Annotated in this window: 14 protein-coding genes; 11 read left to right on the top strand and 3 right to left on the bottom strand. The window is 63.3% G+C overall.

Features of this window, described 5'->3' with window-relative positions; translation table 11 throughout:
- Window positions 1-14 precede the first annotated feature (14 nt).
- The 8 genes from BW992_RS22735 to BW992_RS22700 all read left to right on the top strand — a co-directional run bounded on the left by BW992_RS22735 (window position 15) and on the right by BW992_RS22700 (window position 9,123).
- Complete coding sequence (locus tag BW992_RS22735) at window positions 15-1,286, top strand: alpha/beta fold hydrolase (protein WP_083526329.1); 1,272 nt, start codon at window positions 15-17, stop codon at window positions 1,284-1,286.
- Window positions 1,287-1,434: 148 nt separating this feature from the next.
- Window positions 1,435-2,139 (top strand): heavy metal response regulator transcription factor, encoded by a 705-nt coding sequence (locus tag BW992_RS22730; protein ID WP_072430513.1) that lies wholly within the window; start codon window positions 1,435-1,437, stop codon window positions 2,137-2,139.
- Window positions 2,139-3,524: a heavy metal sensor histidine kinase gene (locus BW992_RS22725; RefSeq protein ID WP_072394721.1), complete on the top strand. Its 1,386-nt coding sequence runs from the start codon at window positions 2,139-2,141 to the stop codon at window positions 3,522-3,524. The genes BW992_RS22730 and BW992_RS22725 overlap by 1 nt, the downstream gene beginning before the upstream one ends.
- A 252-nt stretch (window positions 3,525-3,776) precedes the next feature.
- The gene (locus tag BW992_RS22720; RefSeq protein ID WP_072394724.1) at window positions 3,777-4,037 is read left to right on the top strand and encodes a DUF2790 domain-containing protein; all 261 of its coding nucleotides are present in this window, start codon (window positions 3,777-3,779) and stop codon (window positions 4,035-4,037) included.
- 44 nt (window positions 4,038-4,081) lie between these two features.
- Entirely contained in the window at window positions 4,082-5,125 is a 1,044-nt protein-coding gene (locus tag BW992_RS22715; RefSeq protein ID WP_076407140.1) for an SDR family oxidoreductase, read from the top strand.
- 66 nt (window positions 5,126-5,191) lie between these two features.
- Window positions 5,192-6,523: an NTP/NDP exchange transporter gene (locus BW992_RS22710; RefSeq protein WP_072430515.1), complete on the top strand. Its 1,332-nt coding sequence runs from the start codon at window positions 5,192-5,194 to the stop codon at window positions 6,521-6,523.
- Between the two features lie 241 nt (window positions 6,524-6,764).
- On the top strand, window positions 6,765-7,862 hold the full coding sequence (locus BW992_RS22705) for a carboxynorspermidine decarboxylase (RefSeq protein WP_072394730.1): 1,098 nt from the start codon (window positions 6,765-6,767) through the stop codon (window positions 7,860-7,862).
- A 25-nt stretch (window positions 7,863-7,887) separates the two neighbouring features.
- Window positions 7,888-9,123, top strand: a complete 1,236-nt coding sequence (locus BW992_RS22700) for a saccharopine dehydrogenase family protein (RefSeq protein ID WP_076407139.1) — start codon at window positions 7,888-7,890, stop codon at window positions 9,121-9,123.
- 106 nt (window positions 9,124-9,229) lie between these two features.
- On the opposite strand, the gene BW992_RS22695 is transcribed toward BW992_RS22700, so the two are convergent.
- Window positions 9,230-10,132 carry a LysR substrate-binding domain-containing protein gene (locus BW992_RS22695; protein ID WP_072394734.1) on the bottom strand — a complete coding sequence of 301 codons (903 nt, stop codon included), beginning with the start codon at window positions 10,130-10,132 and terminating at the stop codon, window positions 9,230-9,232.
- Window positions 10,133-10,289: 157 nt separating this feature from the next.
- On the opposite strand from BW992_RS22695, the gene ydiJ reads away from it, so the two are divergent.
- From ydiJ to BW992_RS22680, 3 genes are all read left to right on the top strand, one after another.
- Window positions 10,290-13,346, top strand: coding sequence for a D-2-hydroxyglutarate dehydrogenase YdiJ (gene ydiJ, locus BW992_RS22690; protein WP_076407138.1), 3,057 nt, complete (start codon window positions 10,290-10,292; stop codon window positions 13,344-13,346).
- 261 nt (window positions 13,347-13,607) lie between these two features.
- The gene (locus BW992_RS22685; RefSeq protein ID WP_076407137.1) at window positions 13,608-14,672 is read left to right on the top strand and encodes an alpha/beta fold hydrolase; all 1,065 of its coding nucleotides are present in this window, start codon (window positions 13,608-13,610) and stop codon (window positions 14,670-14,672) included.
- 22 nt (window positions 14,673-14,694) lie between these two features.
- The gene (locus BW992_RS22680) at window positions 14,695-15,192 is read left to right on the top strand and encodes a cytochrome P460 family protein (protein WP_072394740.1); all 498 of its coding nucleotides are present in this window, start codon (window positions 14,695-14,697) and stop codon (window positions 15,190-15,192) included.
- Between the two features lie 148 nt (window positions 15,193-15,340).
- Here the strand turns inward: BW992_RS22680 and BW992_RS22675 are convergent, their stop codons facing one another.
- Window positions 15,341-16,390: a hypothetical protein gene (locus BW992_RS22675; RefSeq protein ID WP_072430518.1), complete on the bottom strand. Its 1,050-nt coding sequence runs from the start codon at window positions 16,388-16,390 to the stop codon at window positions 15,341-15,343.
- A 31-nt stretch (window positions 16,391-16,421) separates the two neighbouring features.
- A complete protein-coding gene (locus BW992_RS22670) occupies window positions 16,422-18,233 on the bottom strand; it encodes a hypothetical protein (RefSeq protein ID WP_072394743.1) in 1,812 nt (603 codons plus the stop codon).
- Between the last annotated feature and the right edge of the window lie 3 nt (window positions 18,234-18,236).

Raw genomic sequence — 18,236 nt, 5'->3', positions numbered from 1 at the left:
CAGGTGAATGTCCAATGCTGGTTTTTCGAACCTTCGCCATGGCCGCGCGGCTTGCGCCGGTGTTTCTGGCCAGCCTGGCGGTGACGGCCGCCACCGACGGCAGGCTTGTGACCGGTCCTTCGGCAGGCGACATGACGCTTTCCCCGTTCTATCGGTGGTCCGATGCAATGCCCGCGCTGCCCGGTGTCGTTCTGAAAAAAGAGCCGCTGGCATTGCAGGAAACGATGCCGGCCGCCTCGCAAGCGATGCGCATCCTCTACACCTCCACCGACCAACGCTGGCACTCGGGGCAGGTCCCCGTGAGCGGGGTGCTGTTCCTCCCGGACGTTGCACCGCCGTCCGAAGGTTGGCCGCTGTTGGCCTGGGCACACGGCACGCTGGGAATCGCCGACCGCTGCGCCCCTTCCTGGACCGGATTGCGCGAGCGCGACGCAGCCTATGTCAATCGCTGGCTGGAGCGTGGCTTCGCGGTTGTCGCGACGGACTATCAGGGCTTGGGCGGACCGGGGCCCCATCCCTATACGTTCTGGCAGGCGGAAGGCCGTTCGATCCTGGATGCCATCCGGGCGGCGCGGGCAATCGGCCCCCAGGTGATTTCCGATCGCGTGTTCCTGGCCGGGCAGTCCCAGGGCGGCGGCGCGGCGCTGGGCGCGGCGATACTCGCCGAGACCTACGCGCCGCAGCTCAATATCCTCGGCGCGGTGCTCACGGCCCCGAACAGCACCTTTCCCGACGGTCCCGTGGCGTTGCCGGCGCGCCAATCCAACACGATCTTTTTGTCGCTGGCCTCCGGTGGCCTGCGGGAAAACGCACCGCGGATCGAAGACCTGCTGACGCCCAAAGGCCTTGAACTGCTCGAGGTTGCCCGGCGGGGCTGCACCCGTGAAATCGCCCTCAAATCACGCGAGCTGCGGGTCGACTCCGTGTCACAGCTTCTGACCGTCACCCCCGAAGCCTTGGATGCGCTGCGCATGCCAACGACGGATATGCCACAGGCAGCGATTCCATTCCCCGTGCTGATCGCCACTGGCCAGGCTGACCGGACGATTGCGCCGCTGCGCCAGTACGCGGTCGCAGCGGCGTTATGTGCCGCCGGCAACCAGGTTTCCTGGCGGCTCTATGACGGGTTGGGGCACGATGGGGTGCTGCATGGCTCGCTGAACGAGGCTTTTGCCTTTGTGCAGGGGCAACTGGCTGGGCAAGGTTTCGCCTCGACCTGTCGCGCCCTTGAGCGGCCCGGTCCGCCCGGAGAGCGAAACCCGCATGCGCCTTTCAACGACGATTGAGGCGGGGGACAAGCCATACGGCCATCGAGCCTTTCTGACAGGAATGTCAGGAAGCGGTCAGCCTCCGGACACTTTCGTTATCTAGACTGGGGAATGGCTTGATGCAGGCTGTGGTCGCCTGCCTGTCCCGCTTCCAGAGGAGTACCTGATGCGCCTGCTCATCGTCGAGGACGAAGAAAAGACTTCTTCCTATGTGCATCGTGGCTTGAGCGAACTGGGCTATATCGTCGATGTGGCGAACAACGGCATCGATGGCCTGCACTATGCGCTGGAGCTGGATTACGACGTGGTGATCCTCGATGTGATGCTGCCCGGCAAGGACGGCTACGACGTGCTGCAAGGCTTGCGCCTGCACAAGAACACCCCGGTCATCATGCTGTCGGCCCGGGGCACGGTGGATGACCGGGTGCGCGGCCTGCGAGAGGGGGCGGACGATTACCTGGGCAAACCCTTTTCGTTCGCCGAGCTGGTGGCACGGGTCCAGGCCCTGATACGGCGTCGCGCCGGCGACACCGCCGACCTGACGCATCTGCGCATCGATGACCTGGAGGTCGACCTGCAGGCGCGCAAGGTGACCAGGGGCGGGCTGCGCCTGGACCTGACGGCCAAGGAGTTCTGCCTGCTGAGCCTGTTGGCGCGGCATCAGGGCGAGATCCTGTCGAAGCTGATGATTGCCGAGCAGGTCTGGGACATGAACTTCGACAGTGACGCCAATGTGGTCGAGGTCGCGATCAAGCGCGTCCGGGCCAAGGTCGACGCGCCGTATCCGCGCAAGCTGCTGCACACTGTCCGTGGCATGGGCTACGTGCTGGAGAGTCGCGACAGCGATGGCCGGCAGGTCGGACAGCGATGATGAAGCGATCGATTGCCCGGCGGCTGGCCCTGATGTTTGCCCTGGCCGCCATGCTGATCACCTCGGTCAGCGCAACGCTGCTGCGTTGTTCGTTGAAGCAGTCGCTCAACGAGCAGATGCAGAACGAGCTGATCCTGCGCCATTCCGTGCTCGATCCGGTGCTCGCCAAATACGACTCGCCGGCGTTCTGGGTCGGCCTGCGACAAAAGCTGGATGGCCTGACGCCTGCCGATGAACGGGTGCGCTACTGGGTGGTGGTGGATAATCCGGCCTACAGCTACGGCGGGCAGATGCCGGATGGCCAGGACTGGTCGAAGCGTCCGGAAGGCTTCTCCACCCTGGAAATACCGGATCGGGCTCGCCCGATGATGTTGCTGGTCAAGACTATTCCCGCCCTGGGCAGCCGTCCGGAACTGCGCTTTATCGTGGGGCTGGATTCGACGCCGTTCATGAAGACCCTGGGACACTTCACCAAGATCCTGATCCTGATTTCAGCCGTGGGCGTTGTGCTGGTGGCGCTGCTTGGCTACTGGATCGCCCGTTTCGGCCTGGGGCCGGTGAGGCGCCTGAGCAGGCAGGCCAACAGCCTGCCGCCGGGGGATTCGAAGCAGCGGCTGGACACCGAGGCATTGCCGGGCGAATTGCAGGAGCTGGCGGTGTCGTTCAACGGTGCCCTGGCTCGCCAGGAAGCCGCCTGGTGCCAGCTCGAAGGGTTCAACGCCAATGTGGCCCACGAACTGCGCACGCCTTTGACCAACCTGATCGGGCAGACCCAGGTCGCCCTGGCCCACGGGCGCGACGTCGGTGAGCTCCAGGATCTGTTGCAGTCCAACCTCGAAGAGCTGGAGCGCATGGCCACCCTGGTCAACGACATGTTGTTCCTGGCCGGCGCCGAAAGCGGGCAGCGGGCGACCGAGCTCAGCGATGTCTCGTTGTACGAGGAGGCGAGCAAGACCGTTGAGTACCTGGAGCCGGTCCTGCTCGACCGGCAGTTGAACGTGGTGGTCACGGGCGATATGCGTGCGCGCATCGACCGACGGCTGTTCCACCGCTCCCTGGCCAACCTGTTGCAGAACGCCGCGCGCTACGCAGTGCCGGCCAGCACTATCACGGTGAACCTGGTGAGCCAGGGGATACAGGTAGAGGTGAGCGTTTCCAACGCGGGCGATCCCATCGACACCGTGCACCTGGAACATCTGTTCGAGCGTTTCTATCGCGCCGACGCCGCCAGGGCGCGAAGCGATGCGCATCATGGCCTGGGCCTCTCCATCGTGCGGGCGGTGGCGTCCATGCACGGTGGACGCGTGTTCGCCCATAGCAAGGACGGCTTCAATACCTTCGGGTTTTCCCTGATGAGCCAGGCCTTGCCCCACGATTCGGTCTAGGCGCTGTAAGCCTTGATACCCGTTGATGCCGCGTTGAAAACCGCGCTGTAATGCTCATGCACGCCAGCCCACTGCGCTTGCTCGGCCGTTATCCCCTTGCCTGACCTTAGGCTCGAGGCTCTTCGTAAAGAGCCTGCTGCGGCGAACCCCGGCGTTTGACATCTTCCTGTCAGTCAGCAGTCACCCTGACGTCAGTCTCTACTCCCTAGAGTGCTACCACCATCCCGGTAAAGGACAGTCGTGGAGAGCACCATGAACATTCGAACCGTTTCCATCATCGGTCTGCTGGCCGTCGTCCCCCTGGGCAGCCCGTCACTGTTCGCCAAGGAACAGACGCGGGCCCCGGCCTATGAATACGGCATGCCCCTGGATATCGCCAAGGTCGTTCGCATCGAGGTACCCCCCTCGCGAACGTGCGAGGTCGTGCGCGCCCATATGACCTACGTGAACACCCAGGGCAGCACAGAGCAGGTCAGCTTCCTGCAACTGACCGAGGCCTGCACGCTTCAGTGAGCGTGTGCGGGTGCAGTTCATCCTTCGAACAGAGATCTCCAATCATGTGGAATACGACAACATCTGCAACGGGCCCTGTGGGCCGACTCGTGAAACTGGCCCGAGGGCTTACCGTCGGCGTCACGTTGCTCGGTGCGGTGAGCATCGAAGCGGCTGATACTGCCGCGCCGAAACCGCAATGGTCGACGCAGGACATGCCCTCCCAGGATGGTCGGATCATCCTGGTCACCGGCGGCACCAGCGGCATGGGCTACGAGGATGCGCTGGCGCTCGCGCGTGCCGGTGCCGAAGTCATCATCGCCGCGCGCAACCCGGAGCGGGGCGCGGAGGCCATCGCGCGGATCCGGCAAGCGGTGCCCGACGCCAGGGTGCAGTTCGAGTCCGTGGACCTGGCCAATCTGTCCTCGGTGCGCGAGCTGGCGCAAAAGCTCAATCAGCGCTTGCCGCGCCTCGATGTGTTGATCAATAACGCCGCCATCATGGCGCCTCCCGAGCGAGGTACGTCGGCCGACGGTTTTGAAATGCAGCTGGCAACCAACTACCTGGGACACTTCGCCCTGACCGGCCTGCTGGTGCCCTTGTTGCGGCAAAGCCAGGACGCCCGGGTGGTGAGCCTTTCAAGTATTGCCGCCGGTCGCGGGGCGATGAACTTCGACGACCTGCAGTCCGAGCAGGCGTACCAGCCCTATGCGGCCTATGCGCAATCCAAACTCGCCATCCTGCATTGGGCCTTTGCCTTGCAGCGGCGCAGCGAGGCCGAGGGTTGGGGCATTCGCAGCATCGCGGCGCATCCCGGCGTGGCGGTCACCGAACTGATCGCGCGCGGCCCTGGCTTGAACAGCGAGTTCGGCCAGCGCTGGGCCGAGGACCGGGACAAATACCACTCCGCTGCGCAGGGAGCCTTGCCCACGCTGTATGCGGCCACGGCCCGCGAGGCTGTCGGCGGGGCCTACTACGGTCCGGTGGGCGATGAAGAAAAACGCGGTCCGCTGGGGTTCGCCAAGGTGCCGGCAGCGGCTACGCGGACGGCGGACGCCGACCGGCTCTGGACGCTGTCCGAGCGGCTCACGGGGGTCAGCTATCCGTGAAGCGACCCCGGGCACGGGGAGTACGCCCCGTGCCTGTTTCTCTGGCCTGTTACCTTTGGAGCTTTCATGAGTGCGCCAAACTATCTGCACCGACATCTGCACCGGCTGAGCCTCGCCATCAATGCCCGCGACGATGAGCTGCGTCCGGCGCTGTGCGGTTTCCTGCTGTTCCTTTGCCTGTTCGCCGGTTATTTCATGCTGCGGCCGATCCGTGAGTCGATGGGGATCACCGCCGGTGTGGAGAATCTGCAATGGCTGTTCACCGCGACCTTCCTGGTGATGCTGGCGGCCGTTCCGTTGTTCGCCTGGTTGAGCGCGCGGGTTGCGCGCTTGCGCCTGATCGACTGGGTGTATGGCTTCTTCGGTATCAACCTTTTGCTGTTCGTCGAGTTCTTCCAGTTCGCCCCGGACAGCGTCTGGCTGGCCCGGGTCTTTTACGTCTGGATATCGGTCTACAACCTGTTCGTCGTATCCGTGGCCTGGAGCCTGATGGCCGATGTGTTCGACAGCGGCCAGGCCAAGCGCCTGTTCGCTTTCATCGCGGCGGGGGCCAGCATCGGCGGCCTGCTGGGGCCGGCACTGAGCGCGGCGCTCATCGGCCTGGTGGGCGCTTCGGGGTTGATGCTGATCGCGGCCCTGTTGCTCGGCGCCACGCTGGTGCTGAAGCGGACGCTGATGAGATGGCGTGAGACCGGTGGGGCCGGGCGACCAGGCGCCGCGCCGACCCAGAGCCCCCGGCAGCCCTTGGGGGGCAATCCGTTCAGCGGCCTGAGCGCCGTGCTCCGCTCGCCTTACCTGCTGGGGATCGCCGGGTTCGTGGTGCTGCTGGCGACGGTCAGCACCTTTCTCTATTTCGAACAGGCGCGCCTGGTGAACGAGCATTTTCCGGATCGTGAGGCGCAGGTTCGTGTCTTCGGCACCATCGACATCATTGTGCAGGCCGGTGCACTTGTGTCCCAGTTGTTCATCAGCGGGCGTATCGCGCCCAGGCTGGGGGTGCGTACGTTGCTGGCGGTCGTGCCGTTGATCATGTGCGTCGGCTTCCTGGGGCTGGCGCTGGCGCCCGGGTTCGCGCTGCTGGCGACGTTGATGATCGTGCGACGGATCGGCGAGTACGCATTCGTCCGGCCGGGGAGGGAAATGCTCTTCGCGCCCCTGGATGCCGAGAGCAAGTACAAGGCCAAGAACTTCATCGACACCGTGGTCTATCGTGGCGGCGACGCCGTGAGCGGCTGGGCCAAGAGCCTTCTGGACATGCTGGGGCAGGGCGCCGCACTGGTGGCGGTGATTGGCGCCGCGTGCGCGCTGCTATGGGGCTACCTGGGCTGGCAGTTGGGGCGCCAGGCCGATGACTGGCAGGAAACGGCGCCCGTGGGGATGAGTGCCGTCGAGACCTAGGGCGGCGTGAATGCCCAGGGACGAATCACCGTTCTGGCTTGTGTCACGGTAAAGGCCACTCGATGAGTGGCATTTTTTTGCCAAAAACCGCCCGCAGGGCCTGGGAGCGCTCTGGCGAGGGCTTGCGCGACAGGCGCCTGGCGGGTGTTTCGAATCGATCCGGCAAGCTGCACTTTCGATCTGTGGCCAGTGAAGGCACAATGCGCATCCTTTTTTGGCTGGCCTTGCCGGGGGCCTCGAAATGATCAAGACACCGTACTACCTCATCGACAAGCAAAAACTGCTGGCGAACATGCAGAAGATTGCCTACGTGCGCGAGCAGTCCGGGGCCAAGGCCCTGCTGGCGCTCAAGTGCTTCGCCACCTGGTCGGTGTTCGACCTGATGCAGCAGTACATGGACGGCACCACCTCCTCGTCGCTGTACGAGCTCAAGCTCGGTCGCCAGAAATTCGCTGGCGAGACCCATGCCTACAGCGTGGCCTGGGCCGACGACGAGGTCGAGGAGATGATCGAGAATTGCGACAAGATCATCTTCAACTCCATCAGCCAGCTGCAGCGTCACGCCCAGGCTTGCGCAGGCAAGGTGCGCGGCCTGCGGGTCAACCCGCAAGTGAGCAGCTCCGACTACCTGCTGGCCGACCCGGCCCGTCCGTTCAGTCGCCTGGGCGAGTGGGACCCGGTCAAGGTCGAGGCGGTGATCGAGCAGATCAGCGGCTTCATGTTCCACAACAACTGCGAGAACGGCGATTTCGGCCTGTTCGACCAGATGCTGGGCACTATCGAGGAACGCTTCGGTCATCTGTTGCATAAGGTCGAGTGGGTCAGCCTGGGCGGCGGTATCCATTTCACCGGCGAGGGTTATGCCCTGGACGCATTCTGCGCACGCCTCAAGGCGTTCTCCGAGAAGTATGGAGTGCAGGTCTACCTGGAACCGGGCGAGGCGGCGATCACCCAGAGCGCTTCGCTGGAAGTCACCGTGCTCGACACCCTCTACAACGGCAAGCACCTGGCCGTGGTGGACAGCTCCATCGAAGCCCACATGCTCGATCTGCTGATCTATCGCCTGAACGCCAAGCTGGCGCCCAGCGAGGGCGAGCACACCTACATGGTATGCGGCAAGTCGTGCCTGGCCGGAGACATCTTCGGCGAATACCAATTCGATCGTCCGCTGGCCATCGGCGATCGACTGTCGTTCATCGACGCGGCGGGTTACACCATGGTCAAGAAAAACTGGTTCAACGGTTTGAAAATGCCATCCATCGTAGTGAAACAACTCGACGGTAGTGTCGAGGTGGTTCGTGAATTTGGGTTCGAAGACTATCTGTCCAGCCTCTCGTAACTGGCGCAAAGGAGAATTGAGAAAATTGAAGAAGAACGTTCTTATCATTGGTGCAGGAGGTGTCGCCAAGGTGGTGGCCCACAAGTGCGCGCAGCACAACGATGAACTCGGTCGTATTGCTATCGCGTCGCGCAACATCTCCAAATGCCAGGCCATCATCGACAGCGTCAAGGCCAAGGGTAGCCTCAAACAACCCGCTGAAATCAAGGCTTTCGCCCTGGACGCCCTGGACATCGAGGCGACCAAGGCGCTGATCCGCGAGACCGAATCGCAGATCGTCATCAACGTCGGCTCCGCTTTTCTCAACATGTCGGTGCTGCGCGCCTGCATCGATACCGGCGTGGCCTACCTGGACACCGCCATTCACGAAGAACCGGGCAAGATCTGCGAGACGCCGCCCTGGTACGGCAACTACGAGTGGAAGCACCTCGAAGAATGCCAGCAGAAGAACATCACGGCCATTCTCGGCGTGGGTTTCGACCCGGGTGTGGTCAACGCCTACGCGGCACTGGCGCAACAACAGTATTTCGACCGGATCGACTCGATCGATATTCTCGACGTCAATGCCGGTTCCCATGGCAAGTATTTCGCTACCAATTTCGATCCGGAAATCAATTTCCGCGAATTCACCGGACAAGTGTGGAGCTGGCAGAACAGTGAGTGGACCAGCAACACCATGTTCGAGGTCAAGCGTACCGACGACCTGCCGGTCGTGGGGACGCAGAATCTCTACCTGACCGGTCACGATGAAGTGCATTCCCTGTCCAAGAACCTCGGCGTGCCCAACGTGCGGTTCTGGATGAGCTTCGGCGAGCACTACATCAACGTGTTCACCGTGCTCAGGAACCTCGGCCTGCTCTCGGAACAACCGGTCAAGACCGCCGAAGGGCTGGAGGTCGTGCCGCTCAAGGTAGTCAAGGCCGTGCTGCCTGATCCGAGCTCCCTCGCGCCCGGCTACACCGGCAAGACCTGCATCGGCGACCTGGTCAAGGGCACCAAGGATGGCAAGCCGCGCGAAGTGTTCATCTACAACGTGGCCGATCACGAAGAAGCCTATGCGGAAACCGATAGCCAGGGCATTTCCTATACCGCCGGCGTACCGCCAGTGGCTGCCGCCTTGCTGGTTGCCCGTGGCGAATGGGACGTGCAGCGCATGGTCAACGTCGAGGAGTTGCCCGCCGAGGCTTTCCTCAAGGCGCTGGACGTGATGGGCCTGCCGACCCGCATCAAGGACGAACATGGAGACCGTCCCTGGAACTGAGACGCTTGAGATTCCCTGACCAGGTGAATCTCGTTTCTCGTACCTGGCCGTGAAAAAAATGGACCTCTGAAAAGAGGTCCATTTTTTTTTGCACGACCGCCAGGGCTCATTGATCGGGGAGCGGTAGTGACAACAGCCACTGGCTGAAGGCCTTCAGCGAGGGCAGGTGCTGGTAGCGGGACGGGTAGGCGAGGAAGTAGCTGCGCCCGCTTTCCATCGGTTCGGACAGGGCGACCAGTTCGCCGCGCTTCAATTCGTCCTGCACCAGGATGTGGGGGATCAAGCCGATGCCGATGCCTGCGGACACCGCCTGGATCAGGTGCGCCGTGAGCTCGAAGCCGGGGCCGGACCTCATGTGCCGGTGGTCCAGGCCATGGGCGTCGAACCAGTCCGGCCAGACGCTGGGCCTCGATACGACGTTCAACAGTACCTGTCCGGTGATGTCCTTGGGGGACAGGGTGCGATATTCGGGCAGTGCCGTGGGGCTGGCGACCACCACCAGTCTTTCCGGGAACAGTTCATGGGCGATGTAGCCGGGCCACTCGCCGTGACCGGCGCAGATGATCGCGTTCATGTCCTGGGTGGATGCCTGGACATCCTCGCGGATGATCCGGGAGTGGATGTGGACCAGTATCCCGGGATGCCGGGCATAGAACTCATGCATGCGTGGCAGCAGCCATTTCGAACCCAGGGTCGGCAGCACCGCCAGGTTCAGGGGGCCGTCGTTGCTGCTGTACGAAATGGCCTGCAATGTAGCGCTTCGAATGCGACCCAGTGCCGCCGTCAGTTCGTGCTGGTACAGGGCCCCGGCCGCCGTCAATTCGATCTTCCGACCCTCGCGCCTGAACAATTCGATTTCAAGTTGCGCCTCCAGGGTCTGCACCTGGCGACTGACAGCGCTCTGGGTCAATGCCAGCTCGTCGGCGGCCTTGGTGAAGCTGCCATGACGGGCGGCTGCTTCGAAGGCGATCAACAGCGACATCGAAGGCGTCAATCTTCTCGGGTTCATTCATAACGCTCATGCAAAACCAGCAGGAATTACGTTTGTCTCAAGGACCAATAGCCGCAAGAATCAGCGAAATCACATGCGCCTGTTCAGCTTGGCTTGTCCTGAGCATGCGTAATAAGAATGCATAGATTAGCTTTTAGCCTGCAGGAATCCCAACATGATTGCCCGGTTAGCGCCTTCCTCTGCCCAGGAAGCGACTTATGACGCTTTTTTGAACGCGCTCCAGGCTGCGGGGTTTCGCGGCGAGATCGCCCGCGACCTTGGCGACCGGACGGTCCTGGCCACCGACAATTCCATCTACCAGCGCCTGCCCCAGGCGGCAGTGTTTCCCCTCGACGTGCAGGATGTGCAGCTATTGTCGCGGTTGGCCGGCCAGGCCGAGCACAGCCAGGTGGTGCTCACGCCTCGCGGGGGAGGGACGGGCACCAACGGCCAGTCGCTGACCGATGGGGTGGTGGTGGACCTGTCCCGTCATCTGAACGGCATCCTGGAGATCAACGTCGAGGAGCGTTGGGTCAGGGTGCAGAGTGGCGTGGTCAAGGATCAGTTGAATGCGGCGCTCAAGCCCCATGGGTTGTTCTTCGCGCCGGAGCTCTCGACATCGAATCGCGCCACCGTCGGAGGCATGATCAATACCGATGCCAGCGGCCAGGGCAGTTGCACCTACGGCAAGACCCGCGATCATGTCCTTGAATTGTCGACGGTGTTGCTGGGGGGCGCCTGCTTCACCAGTTCGCCCATGGATGGGGCGCAACTGTCTGCGCTGGCCGGTCGCGGCGATCGGGTCGCGCAGGTCTACCAATGCGCCCTGGACATCGTCGCTACCCAGGCCGAACTGATCGAGACCACCTTTCCGAAACTCAATCGCTGCCTGACGGGCTATGACCTGGCTCACCTGCGTGAAGCCGACGGGCGCTTCAATCTCAACAGCGTGCTTTGCGGTTCCGAAGGCTCCCTGGGCTTTATCGTCGAGGCAAAACTCAACGTCCTGCCCATCCCCAGGCATTCCATCCTGGTGAACGTGCGCTATGCCGGATTCATGGACGCCTTGCGAGACGCCAAGGCACTGATGGCGATGAAGCCGCTGTCCATCGAGACCGTGGATTCCAAGGTGCTGATGCTGGCGATGAACGATATCGTCTGGCACGGCGTCGCCGAGTATTTCCCTGAAGACCCCGCCAGGCCGACGCTGGGGATCAACCTCATTGAATTCAGCGCAGACGACGAAGAGGCGCTCCAGCAGCGGGTCCACGAATTCGTGCAGCATTTGCAGCGCGATACCTCGGTGGTGCGCCTGGGCCATACGCTGGCCATCGGTGCCGATGCGCTCAAGCGGGTCTATGCGATGCGCAAGCGCGCGGTGGGCCTGTTGGGCAACGTCAAGGGCGAGGCCAGGCCGCAGCCGTTTGTCGAAGACACCGCTGTGCCTCCCGAAAATCTCGCGGATTTCATCCTCGAGTTTCGGGCCCTGCTGGACAGCCATGGCTTGCAGTACGGAATGTTCGGCCACGTCGATGCCGGCGTGCTGCATGTGCGCCCGATCCTGGACATGAAGGACCCTGCCCAGGCGGCCCTGGTCCGGCCTGTCTCCGATGCCGTCGCGGCCCTGACCCAGAAATATGGCGGGTTGCTGTGGGGCGAACATGGCAAGGGCTTGAGGTCGCAGTATGTGCCGGACTATTTCGGTGACCTGTACCCGGCCTTGCAGGCGCTCAAGGCGGCTTTCGACCCCAACAACCAACTCAACCCAGGCAAGATCGCCACGCCGGCGACGGTTCCCGGCGCGCGCCTGACTCGGGTTGACGAAGTGACGTTGCGCGGCGAGCTGGATCGGACCATCGATGAGCGCGTCTGGAAAAGCTATGACGCGGCGGTGCATTGCAACGGCAACGGCGCCTGCTACAACTTCGACCCCGATGACGCCATGTGCCCGTCGTGGAAAGCCACGCGCAATCGAGTCCATTCTCCGAAAGGCCGGGCATCGTTGATACGCGAATGGCTGAGGCGGCAGGAGCTGGAGGGTGTCGATGTCCTGGCTGCGAGCGACCGGCTGCGGGCCGCCGCCCCCTGGAGCATGGCCCGTCGCGCTATCAACAGCCTGGCGCAGAAAATGGGGCAGCGGGATTTTTCCCACGAAGTCTATGAGGCAATGGCCGGGTGCCTGGCCTGCAAGTCATGCGCGGGCCAATGCCCGGTCAAGGTGAACGTGCCGGAGTTTCGTTCGCGTTTCCTCGAGCTCTACCACAGCCGCTATCTGCGCCCCCTCAAGGACTACCTGATCGGGTCCCTGGAATATACGGTGCCCCATATCGCCAGGATGCCGCGCCTCTACAATTTCGTCATGGGCGCACGGCCGGTTCGCTGGGTACTCGAACGGGCCGCCGGGATGGTGGACAGTCCGCTGCTCAGCCTGGTGGACTTCGCCTCCGCTTGCCGCGACTGGGGCGTGGAAGTGGCGACTCCCGAACGCCTGGCCGCGCTGTCAGAGGCGCAGCGGGGCAAAAGCGTGATTCTCGTCCAGGATGCCTTCACGCGTTTTTTCGAAACGCCGTTGCTGGTGGACTGGGTGGAGCTCATCGCTCGGCTCGGCTACAAGGTCTACCTGGCACCGTATGCGCCCAATGGAAAGCCGCTGCAGGTGCAGGGTTTCCTCAAGGCTTTCGAGAAGGCCGCCCGCTTCAACGGGCAGACGTTGTCGAGCCTGCAGCAGTACCGGATTGCATTGGTGGGCCTCGATCCGGCGATGACCCTGGTCTATCGACAGGAGTACACCAAGACGGCGGCCGGCCTAGCGCCCCGGGTGCTGCTCGCCCAGGAGTGGCTTGCCGATGTGCTGCCACAGCTTGATGTCACGAAGGCCGATGAGCCGTATCAGTTCCTGCCTCACTGCACGGAAAAAACCAACGAGCCAGGCAGCGTCACGTTGTGGCAGAAGATTTTCGAAGGCGTGGGGCTGACCCTTCACGTCCCGGCCAGCGGTTGCTGCGGCATGTCCGGAACCTACGGCCACGAAGCACGCAATGCCAGGACTTCGGACACGATCTACGGACAGTCCTGGAAACCGCTCATCCAACGGTTCAACCAGACGGGACGTGTCGTCGCCGATGGTTATTCCTGTCGTAGCCAGGTCAAGCGCCAGGAGGGCACAACGGTGCTGCACCCCCTGCAGGTGGTGTTGGCCCGTGTGAGAGAGCAGGCCGGCGCTAACCGATAGACCTGCCGTGCGATACCCAGGGCTGCAACAGCCCTGGAAGCGCCTCGATCGCTTTTGTATCTCTATGTAACAAAACCCCGCATCGATACGGACTGTTGCTTAAACGGGCCGCCGTGACACATCCGAGACACCTCCCCGGCATCAAATGATCTCATCGAGACAGCGCAGGGCCGTCTTGCCTCGGGTAAATCCGTTGGCGAACCGCTTCCAACCGATCTCACATTTCGAACCGCTACTTGCCGTCCCCACGGGAGATTCACCATGGCCACGACTCTGTCGACCCCAACCTTTTCACCGCGCCTTCGGCGTCTGCTCGCGCCGTCTGTCCTGGCGATTGCCTTGCTGCAACTGGGCGCTGCCTCGGCGCAGGCGAGCGCCGCCGAAGTACCGGCCAGCACCATCGGCGCCATTACCCCGGGCAGCCACACTTCGTTCGGTCCCCTGAAGCATGTCAAGGCGGGCCTGCTGGATGTCTCCTATGCCGAAGTCGGGCCTGCGGACGGGCCGGTGGTGATCCTGCTGCACGGCTGGCCCTACGACATCCACAGTTACGCCGACGTGGCGCCGGCGCTGGCGGAGAAGGGCTATCGGGTGCTGATTCCGTATGCCCGGGGTTATGGCGATACGCGTTTTCTTTCGGCCAGGACCGTGCGTAACGGTCAACCCGCTGCCCTCGCCAAGGATCTGATCGACTTCATGGACGCGCTGAACATCAAGCAGGCGGTGCTCGGCGGCTATGACTGGGGCGCACGCACGGCCGACATCGTCGCGGCGCTAAGGCCGGAGCGGGTGAAGGCGCTGGTCGCCGTCAGTGGTTACCTGATCGGCAGCCAGGCGGCGGGCAAGGCGCCGCTGCCGCCGGCCGCCGAGTTGCAGTGGTGGTATCAGTTCTACTTCGCGACGGAGCGTGGTCGTCTGGGCTATGAGAAGAATACCCATGACTTCGCCAAGCTGATCTGGAAACTGGCCTCGCCCAAGTGGAACTTCGATGACGCCACCTACGACCGAAGCGCCGCCGCTTTGCAGAACCCCGACCATGCCGCCATCACCATTTTCAACTATCGCTGGCGCCTGGGCCTGGTCAAGGGCGAAGCCCGCTACGATGCGCTGGAGAAGAAACTGGCGACGTTCCCGTCCATCGGCGTGCCGACCATCACCCTCGAAGGCGATGCCAACGGGGCACCGCATCCGCCTGCCGAGGCCTATGCCAAGCGCTTCACCGGCAAGTACGAGTATCGCCTGATCAGCGGTGGCATCGGCCACAACCTGCCGCAGGAGGCCCCGCAGGCTTTCGCCCAGGCGGTGATCGATGCCGATCATCTGTGAGTGGGGTACAAGGAGATCGATGATGAAAATCCGATACCTGACCTTGCTGACTGCCGCCATGGCCACCTTCGCCGGCGTCGCCTTGGGCGACACGGGCGGCGGCGATGTCTCACCCATCTACGGCGTCAAGCTGCCCGACGGCTACCGCCAATGGGCGCTCGTGGCGCCGGCACAGGAGGCCGCGCCCTTGGACGAGCTCCGGGCCGTATTGGGCAATGACCTGGCGATCAAGGCCTACCAGGCGTCTACGCTGCCATTCCCCGACGGCACGGTGCTGGTCAAGCTGGCCTGGAAACACGTCCAGTCGCCGGAGTTCGAACCGGCGTCCATTCCCGGCGCGGCCACCACCGTCCAGGTCATGGTCAAGGACTCCAGCAAGTACGCATCGACCGGTGGCTGGGGGTTCGGTCGCTTCATCAACGGCAAGCCCGCCGATGAAGCACAGCACCAGACCTGCTTCGCCTGTCACCAGGCGCGCGTGCAGAACCATGACTTCGTCTTCACGCGATGGGCGCCATGACTCGATTCGTATCCTGTTCCGGCTGACCGCAGCCTGGCTGCCTGTTCACGGTAGCGGCCGGGGATGGTAGACGAGCCTGCCTTGGAAGCGTTTTCCATTCCAGGGCATCGACGGCGGCGGGGACAGGAATGCCCCGCCGCGCGGTCGATCAGAGCGATACCCGGCGAAGCCTGCCACTGAGTGGGACGATCTGATGGTCTGGCGTGGGCAACGGTCTTCCGATCAGGCCCATGCCTTCGCTTACCAGCACGGCGTGCTGCACCACACACAGGTTGGACGGGGTATCGAGATTCCGGGCCAGCACATCGACCTGGGCTGTCTGCAGATTGCAGCTCAACAGCCGGCCCGAGAACCGGGTGAAGCCACCATGCCGGACCTCGCCGTTCCAGTCGGGCAGCAGGGGTTGCTGCAGGCTGTCGCAGAGCTCCAGCACCAACACGTTCCCTCTCGGGCAGAGCGCCACGCCCGTGGGCAGTTGCAAGCCGCTGATCAGCCGTTCGATCTGCCCGCTGTCGGGGTGGACCCGAATGACCTGGCCGGCCTTGTCGGCGAAGTCGATGCCTCTGCGGCTTGGGTCGCCTCGCAGTTCGCCGGAAAACAGGCTGATCAGCACGGCCTCCGTCGCCGGTTCGTACACCAGGGTCACCGGTACGGCTTCCTGGCCTTGCGCCAGTTCGGGCAACTGGACCAACACGCGTTCGTCCTGTCCGATGACGAACTCCACCAACTGGTTGGTATCGGGTTTGACGGCCAGCCAACTGTGGCGAGAGGGGTGGTAACACAGCGCGTTCAGATTGCCGCGGCTGTGAAACACCGGTTCGGGCGGCGTGTATTGCAGGTCCAGCAGCCTTGATCCGTCGACGTAGTCGGTCTGGCTGGCCAGGCAGCGTCCCTCGCCGCAGGCGATATCCGACAGGCCCATGATTTCATCGCGCAACATGCGCGCCTGCATGTTCATGGCGCGCAAGCCGTCTGCCACGACCTCCGGCGGCAGATAGGCACCGGGTACATGGGGATCGGGACGCCAGCGCGTGATGCGACCGCTGAAGGTCTGCTGCGGCAGGCCGGAACCGGCCTCGGCCAGCAGCAGGCTGCCATCGACCTGCACGCAGACGCCGCGAGGGTTCAGCAGGCCCTCGGCGATGAGGGTGCTGGGGCGCAGGGTTTCGTTGGGCTGCGCCGGGATCTGGATGGGCATGGGGGCTCTCTCCATGGGGCAAGGGGCGTGATCACTGCGGCGCTTGCCACGGTTCCCCGGTGAGGTAGGCCCGCAGCAGCGCCCGCTGGCAGGGCGACATGGAACGCACCACGGGCATGAACAATGTGGTGCCTTTGTAGGCGTCCGAGGTCCGGGCGAGAATGGCATTCTTCGCGCCCATGATTGCGTCGGGCTGGTTCAACGGGACGTAGCGCGACATCGCGGGGAAGGCCAGGTAATGGAAACGCAGGACGTTGGGATACATCAGCGGCCAGGTGATGGTGGTGCCCGTGGGGATGCCGAAATCGGTCTGGGCGTATTTGCGCATGTTGGTGAAGTAGGCACTGGCCGCACTGCCGTTGGCCGTGTAGGTCAGTGCGACGAAGCCCGCCTGGGCGGCGCTGTCCGGTTTGAGGGTGACGGGAAAACTGACCGACAACTGGCCGCTGTCCAAGGTGAGCGAGGCGGGGAAGTCGAGGAAGTCCCAATATTGCGGATCGGTATACACCGCAGAAGGTCCCGCTTGCAGGCCGATTTCGGTGGTGCTGGTCACCGGGCCGCCCAGGTAGCGGACTTGCAGGGTGATCGACAGTCCGTTGGGGTAGTCATCCAGATAGACGTTGCGCTGGTCGGCGTAGACCCGATAGGTCGATTCGGTGGCTTGCAGCGTTGTGGTGGCGACCTTGCCGGGCGCATTGATCGCCAGGGCGCTGGTTTGCACGGCCTGCTGCTGATCGAAGGTCATGGGCAGGTCGACGATACCGCCATAGACGTAGTAGTCGGACAGGAAGCGGCTGGTCGGTTCAAGGGTCGCCAGGGTGGTGGTGCCGGCGGTGAAGGTGACGGGGCCGTAGTCGGCGTTGGGCCCTATGGGGCTGGTGATGTCGTCCCGGACAGCCCGGAAGGTTTCCTTGGGGATGACGTTCACCATGTCGATGCTCAGGTAACCGTTTTTCTCCCCCAGTTCGGCGTAGCCGGTGCCCCCGGTCGCCTGGTTGACCAGTTGCCGGCCCGGCTGACAGTTCAGCGGCTCATCGGCGAAGGCCGGGGCCAATGTGCCGATGACCCGGCCGATGCTCGGGTTGGGTGTGTATTTGCCGGCGGCATAATCGGCGTCCAGTTGTTCGGTGGTCATCGTCGGGCACATCTCGAACATGACGAAACGCAGGACGATGCCCGTCGCCCCCGGCGCCTGGATGATCGAGCGCAACCCGGCGCTGTTCTGGTTCCAACTGACGATGCTGCTCAAGGGAAAGGTCAGCTGGAAGGTGCCGCTGGCGTGGAAGGAGCCCGGTGCGTCCATGGATTTGGGGAGCAGTACACGAACCGCCACGTCGAGACTGCTGCACACGGTATTGCTGTGGATCAGCAGTTGGATGTCACTGTTGCCGCCGATCTGCAGGCCACCAACGAAGATCTGCGTGGTCGTCGTTCCGGAGGGATCCAGGTCCACCATCATCGGGCCAGACACCGGCCCTTGGCCGGTCACCGGGTCCACCGAACCGAGCAGGTAGACCGGCTGGCCCACCAGATCGCCGGTGGTGCTGATGCCGCCTGGCGCGCCTTGGGAACTGATCAGGGCGTTCTGCATGTCGACGACGTGCTGCCCGTAGTGATTCCAGCCGCCGGCGGTGTAGTAGGTGCCGTTGGGGGCGTTGATCATGTCGTTCAACTGCTCGTCGGTATAGGACTGGGCCCCTGGCGCCAGGGTCGAAGTGGTCAGGTCGAACAGCGGCCACTCCTCGTTGCCGTTGTAGGGAATGGTGGGAGAGTTGTTCGGCAGGCTGACATCGGTGCGGATGCCGCCCCAGAAATTCAGTCGGGGTCCGTTCAGGATGCTCATGAT

This window comes from Pseudomonas sp. 7SR1, from assembly GCF_900156465.1.
Classification (GTDB): domain Bacteria; phylum Pseudomonadota; class Gammaproteobacteria; order Pseudomonadales; family Pseudomonadaceae; genus Aquipseudomonas.
Note: the sequence above shows the minus strand (reverse complement) of the source record. Positions and strands in the feature narration are given on the sequence as shown.

Bases quoted from the DNA above. Each gene is read 5' to 3' on its own strand.
- BW992_RS22670 (WP_072394743.1), bottom strand. From the start codon at position 18,233: ATGAGCATCCTGAACGGACCCCGACTGAATTTCTGGGGCGGCATCCGC.
- BW992_RS22735 (WP_083526329.1), top strand. From the start codon at position 15: ATGCTGGTTTTTCGAACCTTCGCCATGGCCGCGCGGCTTGCGCCGGTG.
- BW992_RS22730 (WP_072430513.1), top strand. From the start codon at position 1,435: ATGCGCCTGCTCATCGTCGAGGACGAAGAAAAGACTTCTTCCTATGTG.
- BW992_RS22705 (WP_072394730.1), top strand. From the start codon at position 6,765: ATGATCAAGACACCGTACTACCTCATCGACAAGCAAAAACTGCTGGCG.
- BW992_RS22710 (WP_072430515.1), top strand. From the start codon at position 5,192: ATGAGTGCGCCAAACTATCTGCACCGACATCTGCACCGGCTGAGCCTC.
- BW992_RS22715 (WP_076407140.1), top strand. From the start codon at position 4,082: ATGTGGAATACGACAACATCTGCAACGGGCCCTGTGGGCCGACTCGTG.
- BW992_RS22725 (WP_072394721.1), top strand. From the start codon at position 2,139: ATGAAGCGATCGATTGCCCGGCGGCTGGCCCTGATGTTTGCCCTGGCC.
- BW992_RS22680 (WP_072394740.1), top strand. From the start codon at position 14,695: ATGAAAATCCGATACCTGACCTTGCTGACTGCCGCCATGGCCACCTTC.
- BW992_RS22720 (WP_072394724.1), top strand. From the start codon at position 3,777: ATGAACATTCGAACCGTTTCCATCATCGGTCTGCTGGCCGTCGTCCCC.
- BW992_RS22695 (WP_072394734.1), bottom strand. From the start codon at position 10,132: ATGAACCCGAGAAGATTGACGCCTTCGATGTCGCTGTTGATCGCCTTC.
- BW992_RS22675 (WP_072430518.1), bottom strand. From the start codon at position 16,390: ATGCCCATCCAGATCCCGGCGCAGCCCAACGAAACCCTGCGCCCCAGC.
- BW992_RS22685 (WP_076407137.1), top strand. From the start codon at position 13,608: ATGGCCACGACTCTGTCGACCCCAACCTTTTCACCGCGCCTTCGGCGT.
- ydiJ (WP_076407138.1), top strand. From the start codon at position 10,290: ATGATTGCCCGGTTAGCGCCTTCCTCTGCCCAGGAAGCGACTTATGAC.